This window comes from Bradyrhizobium sp. SZCCHNR1043, from assembly GCF_032489675.1.
Lineage (GTDB): Bacteria > Pseudomonadota > Alphaproteobacteria > Rhizobiales > Xanthobacteraceae > Bradyrhizobium.
The window spans coordinates 35,001-52,404 of record NZ_JAUEYN010000024.1 but is presented as its reverse complement, the minus strand read 5'-3'; the positions used below and the strand labels follow the sequence as shown (position 1 = coordinate 52,404).

General features: G+C 63.0%; 19 protein-coding genes and 1 tRNA gene (1 of these 20 running past the window's edge). 14 read left to right on the top strand and 6 right to left on the bottom strand.

The features are described 5' to 3' along the window. From ectB to QX039_RS31830, 4 genes are all read left to right on the top strand, one after another. Positions 1 to 1,278, top strand: a complete 1,278-nt coding sequence (gene ectB, locus QX039_RS31845) for a diaminobutyrate--2-oxoglutarate transaminase (RefSeq protein ID WP_315769827.1) — start codon at positions 1 to 3, stop codon at positions 1,276 to 1,278. A 29-nt stretch (positions 1,279 to 1,307) separates the two neighbouring features. Then, positions 1,308 to 2,510, top strand: coding sequence for a Bcr/CflA family efflux MFS transporter (locus QX039_RS31840; RefSeq protein WP_315718613.1), 1,203 nt, complete (start codon positions 1,308 to 1,310; stop codon positions 2,508 to 2,510). A 97-nt stretch (positions 2,511 to 2,607) separates the two neighbouring features. Then, positions 2,608 to 2,907 (top strand): helix-turn-helix domain-containing protein, encoded by a 300-nt coding sequence (locus tag QX039_RS31835; protein ID WP_315718612.1) that lies wholly within the window; start codon positions 2,608 to 2,610, stop codon positions 2,905 to 2,907. 482 nt (positions 2,908 to 3,389) lie between these two features. After that, complete coding sequence (locus QX039_RS31830; RefSeq protein WP_315769830.1) at positions 3,390 to 3,653, top strand: phage integrase N-terminal SAM-like domain-containing protein; 264 nt, start codon at positions 3,390 to 3,392, stop codon at positions 3,651 to 3,653. Here QX039_RS31830 and QX039_RS31825 read toward each other — a convergent pair. Together QX039_RS31825 and QX039_RS31820 are read right to left on the bottom strand one after the other, a co-directional pair. Then, positions 3,634 to 3,990 carry a group II intron maturase-specific domain-containing protein gene (locus QX039_RS31825; RefSeq protein WP_315718070.1) on the bottom strand — a complete coding sequence of 119 codons (357 nt, stop codon included), beginning with the start codon at positions 3,988 to 3,990 and terminating at the stop codon, positions 3,634 to 3,636. The two genes, QX039_RS31830 and QX039_RS31825, sit on opposite strands and share 20 nt — an antisense overlap. Before the next feature lie 680 nt (positions 3,991 to 4,670). Continuing rightward, positions 4,671 to 4,747, bottom strand: a tRNA-Met gene (locus QX039_RS31820). A 491-nt stretch (positions 4,748 to 5,238) separates the two neighbouring features. On the opposite strand from QX039_RS31820, the gene QX039_RS31815 reads away from it, so the two are divergent. Continuing rightward, a complete protein-coding gene (locus QX039_RS31815; protein WP_315736266.1) occupies positions 5,239 to 6,672 on the top strand; it encodes a coniferyl aldehyde dehydrogenase in 1,434 nt (477 codons plus the stop codon). Between the two features lie 155 nt (positions 6,673 to 6,827). Next, a complete protein-coding gene (locus QX039_RS31810; RefSeq protein WP_315736265.1) occupies positions 6,828 to 8,429 on the top strand; it encodes a GMC family oxidoreductase in 1,602 nt (533 codons plus the stop codon). Positions 8,430 to 8,474: 45 nt separating this feature from the next. Here the strand turns inward: QX039_RS31810 and QX039_RS31805 are convergent, their stop codons facing one another. Beyond that, positions 8,475 to 9,236: an SDR family oxidoreductase gene (locus QX039_RS31805; RefSeq protein WP_315736264.1), complete on the bottom strand. Its 762-nt coding sequence runs from the start codon at positions 9,234 to 9,236 to the stop codon at positions 8,475 to 8,477. 110 nt (positions 9,237 to 9,346) lie between these two features. Between QX039_RS31805 and QX039_RS31800 the strand changes: the two genes are divergently transcribed. Both QX039_RS31800 and QX039_RS31795 read left to right on the top strand, forming a co-directional pair. Then, positions 9,347 to 9,862: a CvpA family protein gene (locus tag QX039_RS31800; protein ID WP_315736263.1), complete on the top strand. Its 516-nt coding sequence runs from the start codon at positions 9,347 to 9,349 to the stop codon at positions 9,860 to 9,862. Between the two features lie 141 nt (positions 9,863 to 10,003). After that, a complete protein-coding gene (locus QX039_RS31795) occupies positions 10,004 to 10,786 on the top strand; it encodes an SDR family oxidoreductase (RefSeq protein WP_315736262.1) in 783 nt (260 codons plus the stop codon). A gap of 294 nt (positions 10,787 to 11,080) precedes the next feature. Here the strand turns inward: QX039_RS31795 and QX039_RS31790 are convergent, their stop codons facing one another. Beyond that, entirely contained in the window at positions 11,081 to 11,536 is a 456-nt protein-coding gene (locus QX039_RS31790) for a DUF3775 domain-containing protein (RefSeq protein ID WP_315736261.1), read from the bottom strand. Between the two features lie 116 nt (positions 11,537 to 11,652). Between QX039_RS31790 and QX039_RS31785 the strand changes: the two genes are divergently transcribed. The 4 genes from QX039_RS31785 to QX039_RS31770 all read left to right on the top strand — a co-directional run bounded on the left by QX039_RS31785 (position 11,653) and on the right by QX039_RS31770 (position 15,056). Then, complete coding sequence (locus tag QX039_RS31785) at positions 11,653 to 12,516, top strand: MBL fold metallo-hydrolase (RefSeq protein ID WP_315772780.1); 864 nt, start codon at positions 11,653 to 11,655, stop codon at positions 12,514 to 12,516. Positions 12,517 to 12,593: 77 nt separating this feature from the next. Beyond that, positions 12,594 to 13,436, top strand: a complete 843-nt coding sequence (locus QX039_RS31780; RefSeq protein WP_315718081.1) for a fumarylacetoacetate hydrolase family protein — start codon at positions 12,594 to 12,596, stop codon at positions 13,434 to 13,436. 119 nt (positions 13,437 to 13,555) lie between these two features. Beyond that, entirely contained in the window at positions 13,556 to 14,170 is a 615-nt protein-coding gene (locus QX039_RS31775; protein WP_315736259.1) for a glutathione S-transferase family protein, read from the top strand. Positions 14,171 to 14,189: 19 nt separating this feature from the next. Further along, the gene (locus QX039_RS31770) at positions 14,190 to 15,056 is read left to right on the top strand and encodes an MBL fold metallo-hydrolase (protein WP_315736258.1); all 867 of its coding nucleotides are present in this window, start codon (positions 14,190 to 14,192) and stop codon (positions 15,054 to 15,056) included. A 12-nt stretch (positions 15,057 to 15,068) separates the two neighbouring features. Here the strand turns inward: QX039_RS31770 and QX039_RS31765 are convergent, their stop codons facing one another. Continuing rightward, complete coding sequence (locus tag QX039_RS31765; protein ID WP_315736257.1) at positions 15,069 to 15,401, bottom strand: DHCW motif cupin fold protein; 333 nt, start codon at positions 15,399 to 15,401, stop codon at positions 15,069 to 15,071. Positions 15,402 to 15,504: 103 nt separating this feature from the next. After that, the gene (locus QX039_RS31760) at positions 15,505 to 16,047 is read right to left on the bottom strand and encodes a methylated-DNA--[protein]-cysteine S-methyltransferase (protein WP_315736256.1); all 543 of its coding nucleotides are present in this window, start codon (positions 16,045 to 16,047) and stop codon (positions 15,505 to 15,507) included. A 209-nt stretch (positions 16,048 to 16,256) separates the two neighbouring features. Between QX039_RS31760 and QX039_RS31755 the strand changes: the two genes are divergently transcribed. Further along, positions 16,257 to 17,057, top strand: a complete 801-nt coding sequence (locus QX039_RS31755; RefSeq protein WP_315736255.1) for a phytanoyl-CoA dioxygenase family protein — start codon at positions 16,257 to 16,259, stop codon at positions 17,055 to 17,057. Between the two features lie 167 nt (positions 17,058 to 17,224). Beyond that, positions 17,225 to 17,404, top strand: the 5' end (the start) of a protein-coding gene (locus QX039_RS31750) for an NAD(P)H-dependent oxidoreductase (RefSeq protein ID WP_315736254.1). 1,164 nt of this gene lie beyond the right edge of the window; only the first 180 of its 1,344 coding nucleotides appear in the window; the start codon lies at positions 17,225 to 17,227; its stop codon lies off the right edge, out of view.

Genomic DNA, 17,404 nt, shown 5'->3' with positions numbered 1-17,404 from the left:
ATGTATACGACAATATTCGACTGCGCGGAATCTAACGTGCGATCCTATTGCAGACATTTCCCGGTTACCTTTTCGTCCGCAAGCGGCGCCTGGATGGTGGACACAGATGGCCGAAAGTACCTCGACCTTCTTGCAGGTGCTGGAAGTTTGAACTATGGGCACAACAACCCTCTTATCGTCGCGCCGGTGATCGAGTATCTCAATGGAAGCGGCATCGTTCAATCGCTAGATCTTCATACGGTAGCGAAGGCCGAATTCTTGCAGGCTTTTTCAGATCGCATCCTCGCTCCACGCGGACTTACGTACAAAATTCAGTTTACAGGTCCGACCGGAACTAATGCTGTTGAAGCGGCATTGAAATTGGCGCGCAAGATCACTGGTCGTACCAATGTCGTGGCGTTCACAAACGGCTATCATGGGATGAGTCTTGGCGCGCTCGCTTTGACATCGAATCCCGTCAAGAGGGCGGGTGCCGGCGTCGCACTTACAAATGTTACGTTCCTTCCGTACGACGGTTATTTCGGTCCGTCAGTCGACGTTTGCGATTACATCGAAGCGATGCTCACATCGCCAGGCTCTGGAATTGATCGACCGGCAGCGGTGATCGTTGAACTGGTACAGGGCGAAGGTGGTCTCGCTGCCGCACGCATGTCTTGGATCGAGAGAATCGCTGGGCTCTGCCGGGAGATCGGAGCGTTGCTTATCGTCGACGACATTCAAGCTGGTTGTGGGCGGACCGGATCGTTCTTTAGCTTCGAGGGTAGCGCGGTTCAGCCAGATATGGTCGTACTTTCCAAATCGCTGAGCGGCCTCGGAGCGCCGCTATCCGTAGTATTGATCCGCCCTGACCTCGACATTTGGTCGCCGGGTGAGCACAATGGAACCTTCCGCGGAAATAATCTTGCGTTTGTCGGCGCAACGGCTGCTATCCGATGTTACTGGACGAACGGTGACTTCGCGAGATCGGTTCAGGAGCACGCAAATGTGTTGACAAGGGAACTGACCGCGATTGCTGACTCTACGGACGGCGAGGCAAGCGTGGTTGGCCGAGGACTTATCACGGGTTTGTCATTCCGGTCCGTTGCTCTTGCCGATCAGATCTCTAAACGTTTGTTTGAGAATGGCGTAATCGCCGAGACCTGTGGCGTCCACGACCATGTCGTGAAACTGCTGCCGCCTTTAACGATTTCCTCTACGGATCTGTCGTTTGCGATCGATACGCTGCGTGAGGTCGTCGCGAGCACGTTAGGGCGACCGGCGCAAGTCGACGCAGCCTAGCCTCAAAGTCCAATCCAACTTTCGAGAACATGACGGTGAAAACGTCTCCTCTCCTACCGACTATCCTGGGCGTTCTGATTTCGATCAGCTCAGTGTCAACCGTCATGTATCTGCCCGCCTTTCCGGCGATCGAAACCACGTTCGCCGCCCCGAAGGGCAGCGCTCAAATTACCCTTGCCGCGTGGTTTATTGGCTTGGCCCTCGGTCAAGCTATCCAAGGCGTGCTATCCGATGGGTTTGGGCGCCGCACCCCTTTAATCTGCGGCATTCTCGTCTACACTGCGGCCTCTGCCGGTTGTGCTTTGGCCACCGATATCGAATCGCTGGCCGCGCTGCGTTTTTTCGCTGCGCTTGGATGCTCGGCACCTACGGTCATACCGCGTGCGATGGTCCGTGACATCGCGACCGGTCAAGTCGCAAGACATCTGCTCGCCAAACTGATACTGGTAATGGGCGTCGGCCCCATTGTAGCGCCAATCGGCGGTTCGCTCCTGCTTAATGAATTTGGATGGAGGGCGATTTTTTGGTTTTGCACAGGGTATGGACTAATATCTTGCGCAGTTGCCTCTGCGTTTGTTCCCGAGACGCTGCCACAACAAATGCGCATGACGGTTATGCCGGCGCACGTTCTTGCGTTGAACTTGCGGATCTTAGGCGAGCCCGGCTTCGTGACGAATGTCGTCATGAGTTGTTTTGCTATGTTCACACTATACGCGTACATCACGAGTTCACCCGCTATTCTTATCGAGTTCTATGGATATTCGTCCTGGTTGTATTCGGTCGCGTACGCGATATGGTCCGTCTGCTATATTCTTTCTGCCCAGATTAACGCCCATCTATTCCATCGGTTCGGCGGAGATGCCGTGCTTGGGGTCGCTTCGGCTACAATGCTGTTGGTCTCGATCGGACTTCCCTTGGTCGCTTTTTTGCAGCCCCAGTCTGGCGCGCTTACCGTATTAGCTGTCGGAATTGTTATGCTATGCACTGGGGTGATATTCCCGAACGCGAGCGTCGGCGCTTTGGCCCAGCACGCGTCGAGCGCCGGTAGTGCCGCAGCATTGCTCAGCGCGCTGCAACTTTTGGCTGCTGCGGCAGGCAGCATGCTTGTCGGATATTTTTCCGATGGGAAGCCGCTCGGACCGTGGATGCTCACCTTCCTTGGAGCCTTCGGAACTCTGATCGCGGATCGCTACCGAGCGAAACGCGAACCGCGCGATGCACTCAACTCATAATGAGGCTTGACATTGAAGCCGGTCATGGGAGGTCCGGTTTTGCCGAGGGTCTGCCATTGACCAACCGCTCTACATGCGATGACGAAGTCGGAGAGCGATGGACAATGTTCCGGAGGTGCCGAGCGCACACGCGGCTCCTCGTCCAAGCGTCAAAAGAAGGGTTATCCAAACAATGGCAGGTGATCGATCGCTGAAGCTATCGAAACGGGAAATTGACTGCCTCCATTGGGCAGCCCAGGGCAAATCCTCGTGGGATATTAGTATCGTTTTGCAAATCAGCACGAACACGGTTAATTTTCATCTTAGAAACGCGATGGAAAAGCTGGAGACGGGGAGCCGGCTCGTAGCCATTGTGAAAGCGATCCGGTTGGGTTTTATTGATTTGCCCAAGCTGTGAGCTGACCTCGTGACCTGTGAACTGTTCTTTCGCGACAGACCGATCTCACCGTCAAAAGATTCGGAGTGCACTCGAAAAGATCCATCTGCCCGCGGATGAAACGGACGATGGCTTCCGAGTGTATGGATACGTGTTGCCGGGACAGGCCGTAGACTATCTGTAGGAAGGCCGTTTAGGTCAATAGCAACCTTCCGGCTGTGCGACGACTCACGTTCGGTTGCCCCCTGAGAGCGACATCGCCGGCTATGACCGAGGGTCCAAGATGGGGCCACCAGGCGACTCCGCCAGCGCGGCGATGCCGCGCCCGCTCGTCCGGGAAAGCGAACCTCGTATTTGCCCGATCGAACGTCGCCCCCGGTCCATTGGACTAAACCGCTCGCGCGGACTCCGCGGCTGGCGGCGGAGGCAAGACGATAGCGCAACGGGGCGTCCTGTCTTGAGATGAGGGGTTCGACACCTCACTCAAGACAGGAGCATCCCCAATGACCAAGCAGGCCATCAGCCCGTTGCGCCAGCGCATGATCGAAGACATGGCGATCCGCAAGTTCGCTCCGAAGACCCAACATGACTACGTACAAAGGGTCAAGGACTTCGCCGCGTTGCTCGGCCGCTCTCCCGATCAGGCCGAGCCAGAGGATGTGCGTGGTTTCCGGCTGCATCTGGCGTCGAGCGGCGCCCACGCGCCGAAGGTTTTCGTGAAGCGCATCTTTGCTGTCATACGTTTTTTCAGGATTGGTTTTCCGTGATCGTCGGCTGCCGATGGCCAGCTGGTTCTTGTGCCAAAGTGCTATGTGGAAAATTGTAACGCTTGGCACTTGATTGCACGAGCGTGCCGTAAGGCAAGCCGCGTGATACGAAGAAGACGTTCGGCAGAGCCATGGTCAGCGCGGCACTGTTCGAGAGCCGCCAAGGGCCACGTGGGTTGCCGGCGGTCTTGAGTGCCAGCTCCCGGCCAACGCCGCGGCGTTGCAGCTCATCGAAGCGAGTGCGACCGTGCTTCCATTGGGTCCAGACGATGGCGCGCAACCGCCGCCTGATCCACTCATCGAGCTTGCGCAAAAGCCCAGCGAGCGGGCCCGACACGGGCCTCGTTATATCCCTGCGGTGCAATGCCCATCTGGCAGGCAAGAAGCTCCTGCCAATGGTTCTCAAGTTCCTGGTTCAGTTGATCGGCAACGCGCGTGGCCCTCCGGCCCGTGCGGTCAGAAGACAGCGAACCCTGGTCGAATGCTTGACGATGCCACGCGGGTCCAGTGCCGCAAACTCGACCGGCACGCGCCGAGCGAATGCCAGGTACCATTCCGACGGGTGAGGAAGTCAGGAATGATTCCCTCCCCTGTTGGACGAAATGTTGGACGTCCTGTTGGACGTTTTGTTGCACGCTTTGGCTGGCACGGGGCGGCATCGGTCCGGGTGATACGGCCGAATTCTACCGCGAGCGTGCCGCTGGCTTTCTGTAATTCTTTGTATTTTCAAGTTTTGTGCCTCCGCTTGGAGGCACTTCGGACGGCCAACGCTCTAGAGGGGGTGAGCGGTGTTGGCGCTCCCCTAGGGCAGTCGATGGCGCGCCGGGAACGATTCGAACGTCCGCCCCTCCGATTCGTAGTAAAGGCAAGGTTCTGTCGAGAGGACGTCTGTCCTTCACTCTCGATGAACCCCAAAGATAGCGGCTGCGCGCAGCCGAACCTGGGCCGTCGGGATCCCTCATTCCCGGAGTCCGTCCCAGCGGTTAGACCGGGACGGTGAGTGAGTTATGACAGAAGTGGTTGCGGGGATAGGATTTGAACCTATGACCTTCAGGTTATGAGCCTGACGAGCTACCGGGCTGCTCCACCCCGCGTTAACTTGTGCGTCACCTTCAGAGAAGCACGGGGCGGTCCTGGCAGACGCCTGAGGCGCTGCCGATCCATCCCAAAGGCTTCCTGAGAAGGCTTGAGCCCGCCGGCCGGGTCGGCCATCGGGTGCGGGCGGTATGTACCAATGCGAGGCCGGTTTGGAAAGGGCTTTCCGCAAGTTTTTTTGCCGGATTGTGACACCGCCCGCTACGAGCCTCGTTGCTCGAATTACATCGATAATCCAATCTCTTATGAGATCGGCCTGTTTGCCCGCCAGCATGAGGCGCACGGCCCAGGCTGGGAACAACGACAAAGTTCCTCGAAGGGCGGCGGCAGGGATCGACGAACCACACACCCGCCAAACGGTTTGGCTCTACGCTATCGCCAGGCGGCGCAAACCGATGCCGTGCTTGCCAAGGGTTCCGCAACGCGGCAGCTTTAGGCCAACCAGAATGACGGCCCTGCACGCGGCCGCGGTACACGCGAGGAGACGTCCATGGACCAGTCCGTGAAGAGCCCAGCCCTCTCGGCGCTCGACGACGCGTTCCACGCGCAGGTCGAGGCCTCCCGCAATGCGCCTCCACCCGCCCTCGCGGCGCGGCTGGACGGCCTGAAGCGGCTGCGAGCGATGCTGTCGGACAACGAGAAGCGCCTGGAGCAGGCGATCTCGGCCGATTTCGGCCACCGCTGCGCCGTCGAGACGACGATTGCCGAAACGCTGTTCCTGCAGGCCGAGATCAGGCACACGCTCAAGGTGCTGCCGCGCTGGATGGCGCCGCGGCGCATCGCCACCGCGCTGCAGTTCTGGCCGGCGCGCAACCGCCTGATTCCGCAGCCGCTCGGCGTGGTCGGCATCATCGCGCCGTGGAACTACCCGCTGCAGCTGACGCTGGCGCCGGCAATCGGCGCGCTCGCCGCCGGCAACCGGGTCATGATCAAGCCGAGCGAGCTGACGCCGCACTTCTCCGCGCTGCTCAAGGAGCTGATCGCGGCGAATTTCGACCCGGCCCAGCTCACCGTCACCGGCATCAACAACGGCATCGCGGAGGCCTTTGCGGCGCTGCCGTTCGATCATCTCGTCTTCACCGGCTCGACCCGCGTCGGCCGCATCGTCGCTGAGGCCGCCGGGCGCAACTTGACCCCCGTGACGCTCGAGCTCGGCGGCAAGTCACCGACCATCGTCGACGTCTCCGCCAACATCGACGAAGCCGCGGAGCGGATCGCCTATGCCAAGCTGCTCAACGCCGGCCAGACCTGCATCGCGCCGGACTACGTGTTCGTGCCCGAGCCGCAACGCGACGCATTCGCGGGCAAGCTGCACCGGCAGATGCTGCAGATGTTCGGCACCAACCCGGCCAATGACGATTACACGTCGATCATCTCCGAGCGGCACTATGCCCGGCTGGAAGGATTGCTGCGCGACGCGATCGCGCGCGGCGCCAAGACGCTGAGCACGACCAGTCCGGAAGATCCGGCCTGGAAGAAGCTGCGGAAATTTCCACCGACCGTCGTGGTCGGTGCAACCCCGGACATGGCGATCATGCAGGAGGAGATCTTCGGTCCCCTGCTGCCCATCATGACCTATCGCCAGTCCGACGAGGTGATCCGCCACATCAATGCCCACGACCGGCCGCTCGCGCTGTACTGGTTCGGCACTGACGCTGCGGCCCGTGATACGGTGCTTGCACGCACCGTCTCCGGCGGCGTCACCATCAACGACTGCCTGCTGCATTTTGCGCAGATGAACCAGCCGATGGGCGGCGTCGGCGCCTCCGGCATCGGCCACTATCACGGCGAATGGGGATTCAACAGCTTCAGCAAGCTGAAGCCGGTATTCTACCGCTCGCCCTTCAACCGCATGAAGGATCTCTATCCTCCCTACGGCGCCAGCATCGCACGAATCGAAAAGCTGCTGCGATTCCTGTCCTAGCCACACCAATCGTCATTCCGGGGCGCGCAAAGTGCGAACCCGGAACCCCGAGATGATGGGGTGCAAGCCTAACCCAATGGTTTCGCCAGCTGCGCGCGGCGCCGCTCTTGGAATGACATTCAAACAACAAGCAAGACAACATCAGGGAGAGATGCGTGACGGACGAGGTCGATTTCATCGTCGTGGGCGGCGGCAGCGGCGGCGCAACGGTTGCTGGCCGCTTGTCGGAAGATCCGGCGACATCCGTGGCGCTGCTCGACGCCGGGGGACGCAACGACAACTGGATCGTGACCACGCCCTACATGCTGTTCCTGATGGTCGCGGGGCCCGTGAACAACTGGTCCTTCACCACGGTGCCGCAGAAGGGCCTGGACGGGCGCATCGGCTATCAGCCGCGCGGCCGCGGGCTCGGCGGCTCCTCGGCGATCAACGCCATGGTCTACATCCGCGGCCACCGCGCCGACTACGATCATTGGGCTGCACTCGGCAATCCCGGGTGGTCGTATGACGACGTACTGCCCTACTTCAAGCGCTCCGAGAACAATGCCGAGTTCGACGGCGAGTATCATGGCCGATCGGGACCGCTGCCCGTCAACCGGCTGCGGACCGACAATCCTGTGCACGAGATTTTCCTCCAGGCCGCGCGCGAAGCGCAGTTTCCGATCCGCGACGACTTCAATGCCGAGACGCAGGAAGGGCTCGGGCTCTATCAAGTCACGCAAGCCAATGGCGAGCGCTGGAGCGCGGCACGGGCCTACATCCAGCCGCATCTCGGCAGCCGCAGCAACCTGCGAGTCGAGACCTCGGCGCATGCCTCGATGATCCTGTTCGAGGGCAAGCGCGCGGTCGGCGTGAAGTATCGCCAGGGCAAGGAGGTCAAGGAGATCCGCTGCCGGCGCGAAGTGATCCTCGCCTCCGGCGCGTTCCAGACCCCGCAATTGCTGATGCTGTCAGGCATCGGCGACGCAACTGCACTGGCGCGGCTCGGCATCGCCAGCGTCCACCATCTGCCGGGTGTCGGACAGAACCTGCAGGATCATCCGGATTTCATCTTCGCCTACACCTCCGACAACCCCAACTTCTCTTCCCTGTCGCCGAAAGGCCTGCGTCGGCTGCTGGCGGGCATCGGCCAATATCGCCGCGAGCGCCGCGGCGTCCTGACCTCGAACTTCGCCGAATGCGGCGGCTTCCTGAAGACGCGGCCTGATCTCGACATCCCCGACATCCAGCTGCATTTCGGCATGGCCGTCACCGACGATCACGGCCGCAAGCGCCATGGCAACGGCTTCTCCTGCCATTTCTGTCTGCTGCGACCGAAGAGCCGCGGCACGGTCGGTTTGAGGAATGCCGATCCGCTCGCCGCGCCGCTGATCGATCCCAACTTCCTGGGCGAGGCCGAGGATCTCGAGACCATGGTGGCTGGCTACAAGACGACGCAGCGGCTGATGCAGACGCCGGCGATGCGCAGCCTCGGCAAGCGCGACCTGTTCACGTCGGACGTCAGGACCGACGACGACATTCGCGCCGTCATGCGCGCCCGCGTCGATACGGTCTACCATCCTGTCGGCACCTGCAGGATGGGCGTCGACGATCCACTCGCCGTGGTCGATCCCAAGTTGAAGGTGCACGGTCTCTCCAGCCTGCGCGTGGTCGATGCCTCGATCATGCCGACCCTGATCGGCGGCAACACCAATGCGCCGACCATCATGATCGGCGAGAAGGCCGCCGACATGATCAGGAGCGAGCTGAAAGGCTGAGTCCGCTTGCCATCGAGGGATATCAACCTGCGGATCAGCAGGGCCTCACGTCAGCAGGAAGCCGCCGTCCACGGTGACAACGCTGCCGGTCATGTAGCGCGAGGCATTGGACGCCAGCAGCAGGATTGCGCCGTCGAGATCACTCTCATGGCCGACGCGCCGCTGCGGGATGCGCTTGATCAGCTTCTCGCCCGCAGGCGTCTCCCAGACGTCGTGATTGATGTCGGTGTCGATATAGCCGGGCGCCAGTGCGTTGACGCGGATGCCGCTCGCCGCAAGCTCCAGCGCCAGCGCCTTGGTCGCCTGCACCACGCCGGCCTTGGAGATCGCATAAGGCGAGATGAACTTGACGACGCTGAAGCCGAGCACCGAGGCGATGTTGATGATGTTGCCGCCGGCCTTGCGCGCCGTCATGCGCCGCGCCGCTTCGGTTGCGGCGAAATAGGCGCCCTTCAGATTGGCGCCGATCACGGCGTCCCAATCCGCCTCGCTCTGCTCGACCGCGAGCTTCTCTACCGCGATGCCGGCGTTGTTGATCAGCACCGTGACGGGCCCGAGCGCGGCCTCGGCGGCATCCATGCCCCTGGCGATCGACGCCGTGCTCGTCACGTCCATCTCGACCGCGGCGGCGCGACCACCCCTCGCCCTGATCTCCTCCTCCAACGCCTTGAGCTTGCCGGTCTGGCGCGCCGCGAGCGCAACGGCGGCGCCATGCGCCGATAGAACCCGTGCGAACTGCCGCCCGAGTCCCTGGCTCGCGCCGGTGATCAGGATCACCTCGCGGCTGACATCGAACAGGTCGGACATGGTCTCTCCCACAGTTTCCTCATTTGTTGCAGCGCATTGATACAGACGATTTGAAACAGCGCAAACCGGAATCGTTTACCGGACCGGCCTACAACCGCGGCGGAGCAACCATGAACGCTTTCGACCTCGCCGCTTGTGCAGCACTGATGGTTGCCGTCTACAGCGGCTTCTCGACCGGGCTGTTGCGCAGCGCCATCACGATTCTGGCCTACCTGCTCGCGATGCCGCTGGCGATGGGCGCTGTCGCGGCGATGAGCCCGCAACTGCGCGACGTGCACGGCACTCCGCTGGCACAGAACTGGCTGCAGTTCTTCGCCGCTTTCGTCGTCATCGGCATGGCGCTGGGCAAGATCGGCCGCATCCTGCTCGACGAGGCGATCGGTTCCGAAGCCGGTTTTGGCGACCGGCTCGGCGGCGCTCTGCTGGGCGCGATCCGCACCGGCATGGTCGCGACCACGCTGGTGCTGGTGTTCGACAGGATCGTTCCCCCCGAGCGTCAGCCGCGCTTCCTCGAGGGATCACGCCTGCGGCCGATGCTCTCGCTCGCAGGCGCAAAAGGCTTCCGCTCGCTGCCTCCGGAGGTCGCAAGCCTGATCGACCGGCTGAAGCAGGAACGGCGCATCTGACGGACACGGCGGCGCCGCCTCTCCCGTCATAGCGAGCCATGCAATTCGGCACAGGCCGGCTGCTCTTATCAGCGGCAATTCGGTTGGCTAGAATGCGCCCATCTTCCTTCCAGCCTCACTGACATATCGGAGTGATCAATCGTGGATCTCGGGATCAAGGGCCGCCGCGCCATCGTCTGCGCCTCCAGCAAGGGTTTGGGCCGCGCCTGCGCCATCGCGCTCGCCAATGAGGGCGTGCATGTCACGATCACGGCGCGCGGCGCCGAGGTGCTGGCAAAGACCGCGGCCGAGATCCGCGCTGCCAATCCTGGCGTCACCGTGACGGAAGTGGCGGGCGACATCACCACGCCTGAGGGCCGCGCCGCCGTGCTGAAGGCCTGCCCGGATCCGGACATCCTGATCAACAATGCCGGCGGCCCGCCGCCCGGCGATTTTCGCAACTGGACCCGCGACGACTGGATCAAGGCGCTCGACGCCAACATGCTGACGCCGATCGAGCTGATCAAGGCGACCGTCGACGGCATGATGGCGCGCAAATTCGGCCGCATCGTCAACATCACCTCGGCCGCGGTGAAGGCGCCGATCGACATCCTCGGCCTCTCCAACGGCGCCCGCGCCGGCCTCACCGGCTTCGTCGCCGGCCTGTCGCGCAAGACCGTGATCAACAACGTCACCATCAACGCGCTGCTGCCGGGGCCGTTCGAGACCGACCGCCTGCTCTCGACGGCAAAGGGCGAAGCCGAGAGGCGCGGTGTCACGCCGGAGCAGATCCTCGCCGACCGCGCCAAGACGAACCCTGCAGGTCGCTTCGGCGATCCCGAGGAATTTGGGCTCGCCTGCGCCTTCCTGTGCGGCGCCAAGGCCGGCTACATCACCGGCCAGAACATCCTGCTCGACGGCGGCGCCTTCCCAGGCACGCTGTAAGACAGACTTCCTTGGGCGGTCTGGCGCGGAAACCTGCTACGCCAACCCCGGGCTTTCACCTCGCCCCGCTTGCGGGGAGAGGTCGGATTGCATCGCAAGATGCAATCCGGATGAGGAGGGCTCTCCCGCGAACGCGGGTGTCTGTGGAGAGTCCACCTCACCCACCCCTCTCCCCGCAAGCGGGGCGAGGGAGCGCAGTGCCGGCGCAACAGGAATTCGAATCCAACTAATAAAGCTATGAGTTCTGTTTGCCATCCGCGCTATGAATACAGCGACTCTACCTTTCCGAACGACCTACCGCTTCGTGGTCTCGTCCTCGTCGCGCTGGCTCGGGCTCGACGAATCCGCCGTGGTGCGGCCTTCCGTCCAGTCGATGCCGAAGGCGTCGAGACCTTCCGCAAGCAGATCGCCCAGCATCGGCTCGCCCAGCAGATAGCGCGCGGTGTGGCGGTCGCGCTGGCCGGCGGCCTCGCGGCGCAGATCGTCCCACTCGTCGATATCGCCGTCGCCGCGGCCGAGCCGCATCAAGGCGACGAGATCGGTCTGCTCGTCCTCGGTCATCGCGTTGATGAAACCGGTGATCTCGCGCACCACAGGATCATCGCCGCTATCCTGGAGCACGTCGACCATGTCGTCATCGACGGCATTCGAGCCGGATTCCTCATCGGTCGCCTGCTCCTTGACGTCGAACTCGCGCGCCTTTTCGATCAGGAAGGCGACCTTCTCGGGCGATATCGTCAGCTCTGGCATGGCGTTCTCCTCATGGACGGAATGCAGCAACGCTTGTTCCGGGCAGTTGATCCATTGCGCCGGAATAAGCCACGCGGCATCGTGAGCGGCATCAAGAATACGACGAGGAAGCGCGCATGTCTTGGACGATCGGCCGGGTCAGGATCACCAAATTCGTCGAGCTGGAGACTGTCGGCGGCACCCGCTTCATCCTGCCGCAGGCAACGCCCGAGGCGATCCGCGAGCTGTCCTGGCTCGCGCCCGATTTTGCGACCGATGAAGGCCGGCTGAAGATGTCGATCCACACCCTGGTGCTGGAAACACCGACGATGCGGATCGTGGTCGACACCGGGCTCGGCAACGACAAGCAGGGCCGCAGCGTGCCAATGTGGAACAACCGCGCGACACCGTTCCTGGAGACGATGAGCGCTGCTGGCCTCCCGCCTGAGAGCATCGACATGGTGATCTGCACCCACCTCCATGTCGACCATGTCGGATGGAATACGCGGCTGGTCGACGGCCGCTGGGTCCCGACCTTTGCCAATGCGCGCTACGTCTTCGGCCGCAGCGAATATGAGCATTGGCGCGATCACGGCGAGACCGCCGACGAGACCGCGACCTTCGCCGATTCCGTGCAGCCGATCGTTGCGGCCGGACGTGCGGAGCTGGTCGGAAGCGAGGCTGTGATCACCGACGAGATCACGCTGATCCCGACGCCGGGCCACAGCCCCGGTCATGTCGGCCTGCACATCGGCTCGGATGGCGCACAGGCCCTGCTCACCGGGGACGTCGCCCATCATCCCTGCCAGATGGCGCATCTCGATTGGAGCTCGACGGTCGATTCCGATCCGGCGCAGGCGATCGCGACCCGGCGGGCGCTGTTCTCGCGTTTTGCCGACACTGAGACGCTGGTGATCGGCGGCCATTTCCATGCCGGCCATATCCGGCGGGACGGCGCCGCCTTCCGCTTCGAGGCATTACAGGGCAGCGGCGACGCATAGCCCGCGAGGTTGAATTTCCTCCCGCCATGCTCCATGACAGGGCTCTGGAATACCAAGGAATTGAGGGAGAGAAACCAATGAAGCTTGTTCGCTACGGCGAGAAGGGCGCGGAAAAGCCGGGCCTGATCGACGCATCCGGCCAGTTGCGCGACCTGTCGGCGCATGTGAAGGACCTCGACGGCGCCGCCTATGCGCCGGAGTCCCTGAAGAAGCTCGCCGCGCTCGATCCGGCCTCCCTGCCCGCCGTCGCCGGCAAGCCGCGGCTCGGCGCCCCCGTCACCGGCATCTCGAAATTCGTGGCGATCGGTCTCAATTACTCCGACCATGCCAAGGAGACCGGCAACCCGATTCCGGCCGAGCCGATCTTCTTCCTCAAGGCCAACACTGCGCTGTGCGGTCCCTATGACCAGGTCGAGAAGCCGCGCGGCTCGACCAAGCTCGACTGGGAGGTCGAGATCGCCGCCATCATCGGCACCCGCGCCAAATACGTCTCCGAGGCGGAGGCGCTGAACCACATCGCCGGCTACACGATCTGCAACGACGTCTCCGAGCGCAACTTCCAGATCGAGCGGCTTGGCCAGTGGACCAAGGGCAAGTCGCACGACACGTTCGGCCCGGTCGGCCCGTGGCTCGTCACCAAGGACGAGATTCCAGACGTGCAGAACCTGTCGATGTGGCTCGACGTCAACGGCCAGCGCCGCCAGACCGGCACCACCGCGACGATGATCTTCTCGATGGCGAAGTGCATCTCCTACGTCTCGCAGTTCATGACGCTGCTGCCCGGCGACATCGTCACCACGGGCACGCCTCCGGGTGTCGGCATGGGCATGAAGCCGCCGACCTTCCTCAACGTCGGCGACGTCGTCACGCTCGGCATCGAGCGCCTCGGCGAGCAGCGCCAGGAGATCATCGAGGCGTAAGGCGCGATATCGACTTGTGAGTCATTCCGGGATGGCGCGTAGCGCCAGACCCGGAATCTCGAGATTCCGGGTTCGATGCTTCGCATCGCCCCGGAATGACCAGCCAGAGGACACTACCGATGAAACTCACCTTCTCGCCCGCCTCGCCGTTCGCCCGCAAGGTGCGCATCGCCGCCATCGAGCTCGGGCTGATCGACAAGATCGAATTCATGGCCGCAGCGGTGACGCCGGGCCAGGCCAATGAGGAGTATTCGAAGATCACGCCGCTGAAGAAGCTGCCGGTGCTGATCCTCGACAACGGCGACGTGATCCTGGATTCCTATGTGATCGTCGAGTATCTCGACGAGCTCGCCGGCGGCAACAAGCTCATTCCGGCATCGGGTCCCTCGCGCTGGAAGGTGAAGAGCGAGCATTCGATGCTGCAGGGCATGCTCGATTCGATGCTGTTGTGCCGCTACGAGGCGATGGTGCGCCCGGAGGGCCTGCGCTGGCAGGCGTGGTCCGACGACCACTGGAACAGAGCCTGGATGGGCATGGCGCGCTTCAATGCGCAGCCCGACTTGATGACGCGCCCGTTCGACATCGTCTCGATCGGACTCGTCTGCGTGCTCGGCTATGCCGATTTCCGGTTTGCGGATTGCGGCTGGCGCAAGGCGTTTCCAACGCTCGACGCGTTCCACAACAAGATGCTGGAGCGGGAATCGGTGAAGGTCTCGGTGCCGCCGGCGGCTTGATCGCCGAACAGGAGCTGACGTGACGCTGACATTCTCGGTTGCAGACACGACCATTCATCGCATCATCGAGCAGGAAACCACGTTCCTGCCGGCGCGCGAGATGTTTCCGGAGCTGACGTCGGAGATGCTGGCAGCGGAACGCAGCGCGCTGCAGGCGGCCGGTGCCCTCGATGCGCAGGACACGCTGATCCTGTGCTTTCAGTCCTACGTGGTGAGGACGCCTCACCACACCATCCTGATCGACAGCTGCATCGGCAACGACAAGCCGCGCGCGCGGCCGGTCTGGAACATGAAGACCGACGACACCTACATCCGGGCGCTTGCGACTGCGGGCGTGTCGGTCGACGGCATCGACGTCGTGATGTGCACGCATCTGCACACCGATCATGTCGGCTGGAACACGCGGCTCGACAACGGCCGCTGGGTGCCGACCTTTCCGAATGCGCGCTACGTATTCGCGCAGCGTGAATATGATTACTGGGTGGCGCAGAACGCCAAGACCGAGGTGCCTCCATTCGCCGACAGCGTGCTGCCGGTGGTCGAGGCCAAGCGCGCCGACATCGTGAAGGATGGATTCGCGATCGGCGATCACGTCCGTCTGCTGCCGACGCCGGGGCACACGCCCGGCCATGTCGCGGTCGCCGTCGGCAAGGGCAGGGACGACGCGGTGTTCTCCGGCGACCTGATGCACTCGCCGCTGCAGCTTGGGCTTCCCGAGCTGTCACCGAAATTCGACGTCGATCCGGCGCAGGCCGCAGCGACGCGGCGCACCTTTCTCGATCGCTATTGCGACACGGCGACGCTGTGCTGCACGGCCCATTTTCCCTCGCCCTCGGTCGGGCGTATCAGGCGCAAGGGCGACGGCTTCGCCTGCGAGACCGTGTAACGCTCGCAGATCTCAGTCGACGATGAACAGCTTGGCGCCTTTCGGCGTAAAGGACCGATGGGCAGCGTCGCCGAAGTCGGAGACCTGGTAGCTCATGCCCGCCGACAGAGTGAACCTGCGACCATCCTTGAGCTCGCTCTCGAGCTCGCCTTCCAGCACCAGCAGGATGTGGCCGCGATCGCACCAATGATCGGCAAGATAGCCCGGCGTGTACTCGACCTGCCGCACCCGGATGTCGCCGATCATCAGCGTCCGCCAATAGGCCGTGCCCTGCTCTCCCGGATGCTCGGTCACGGGAACGGCCGACCAGTCGGTCACGGTGAAGGGAAGGGTCGGAATTTTCATCGGCGCGCTCAGCTCGGAGATGGGTTGGCGGGGTCGAGACCGCGCCACCGCATAGAGCGAACCGCGCCGGAGATCAAACCCGCCTTCCAGTAGCGTTCTGCCGTCAATCGAACAGGCTGGGCGTATGGTTCACCGCGGCGCCCTCGATCGCCAGCATCCTCAGCTTGGTGTCGACGCCACCATTGGCGGAGAAGCCGCCCGGCTTGTTGCCAGCCGCGAGCACGCGATGGCATGGCACCACGATGGGACACGGGTTGCGGCCCAGTGCCTGACCGACCTCGCGCGACAACTCGACGCCGCCGAGCTGTTTGGCGATGTCGCCATAGGTCAGGGTCCGGCCCGGCGGGATCCGGCGCGCGATGTCGTAGACGCCGCGCTGGAATGCGCTGACGCCGTCGAGATCGAGAGCCACGTCGGTGAGATCATCCGGCTCTCCGGCCAGTAGCGCCTTGACGCGGGTGATGACGCGCTGCACATGCGCCGGCGGCTCATCCTCGCCGATGCCCGGGTGGCGCTGCTGCATCCGGGTCCGGGTCTGCGCGACGCCGCCCATCGGCAGTTGCACCGCGTTGATTCCGCGCGGTCCCCAGGCGATCGCGCAAGTGCCGATCGCGGTCTCGAAAAGTGCGTAGAAGTGGTCAGACATGGCGGGCTCCATCGTCGATCTGCCCCGTATCATCTGCCAGTCAAAATAGGCTTGGAGAATGTTGCGATCCACCCGGATTCTGCCAATGTCGACAGCGGAAGCACCGTGACGCCCATCGGCAGGCCGAGAGGATGGGAGCACGACGCAGAGGCAGCCCGGCGCAAAGAGCGGGCGCCCCGTCCGAGGAAGCCAAGGCGAGGGAGAAGGACATGAAGCTGACCCCGGAGCAGATTGCATTCTTCAACCGCGAGGGCTGGCTGTTCCTGCCCGAGCTGTTCAGCCCGGAGGAGACCGCGTTCCTCGCCCACGAGGCGGAGGCGATCTACGCCGCCAACAGGCCCGAGGTCTGGCGCGAAAGGAGCGGCGCGCCGCGCACGGCGTTTGCCGCCCATCTCTACAACGACGCCTTCCGCGTGCTCGCGGCGCATCCGCGCATGATCGAGCCGATCGAGCAGATCTTCGGCGAGAAGGTCTACATGCATCAGTTCAAGATCAACGCCAAATCGGCCTTCACCGGCGATGTCTGGCAATGGCACCAGGACTACGGCACCTGGAAGCGCGACGACGGCATGCCGGAGCCGCGCGCGATGAACATCGCGATCTTCCTCGACGAGGTCATGCCGATCAACGGCCCCTTGATGCTGGTGCCGCGCAGCCAGCATGCCGGCGACCTCGAGGCGTCGCATGATCTCGCGACCACCTCCTATCCATTGTGGACCTTGGACGAGGCGACGGTGACGCGGCTGGTCGCAGAAGGCGGCATCGTCGCGCCAACCGGAAAGCCGGGCGGCATGCTGATGTTCCACGGCAATCTTGTGCACGGCTCCGCCGGCAACATCACACCCTATCCGCGCAAGATCGTGTACCTCACGCTCAACGCCGTCTCGAACCATATCCGCACGCCCACGCGGCCCGACTACATCGCGCATCGCGACTTCACGCCGATTGTGACGCTGCCGGACGATGCGCTGCTACAACTGGCGCGGGCGCATCGCGAAGCGGCGGAGTAGAGCACAGCACTCGCCACGAAAAATGTCGTCATGCCCGGGCTTGACCCGGGCATCCATCAATCAGGACGACGGCCCCCGTTGGAGATGGATGGCCGGGTCAAGCCCGGCCATGACGGGGAAACTGATAGCCGCCCTACCGCGCCTCCAAGAAACACTGGAATTCCCCAATGAACCTCCACGCCCTCCTCCAAGCGCGCAATGCCTCCGGCAAGCCCGTCCGCGTGGCACTGATCGGCGCCGGCAAATTCGGCTCGATGTTTCTGGCGCAGGTACCGCATGTCGCGGGCCTCGAGGTCCCCGTCATCATCGACCTCGATCCCGAGCGCGCCCGCGACGCGTGCCGGACG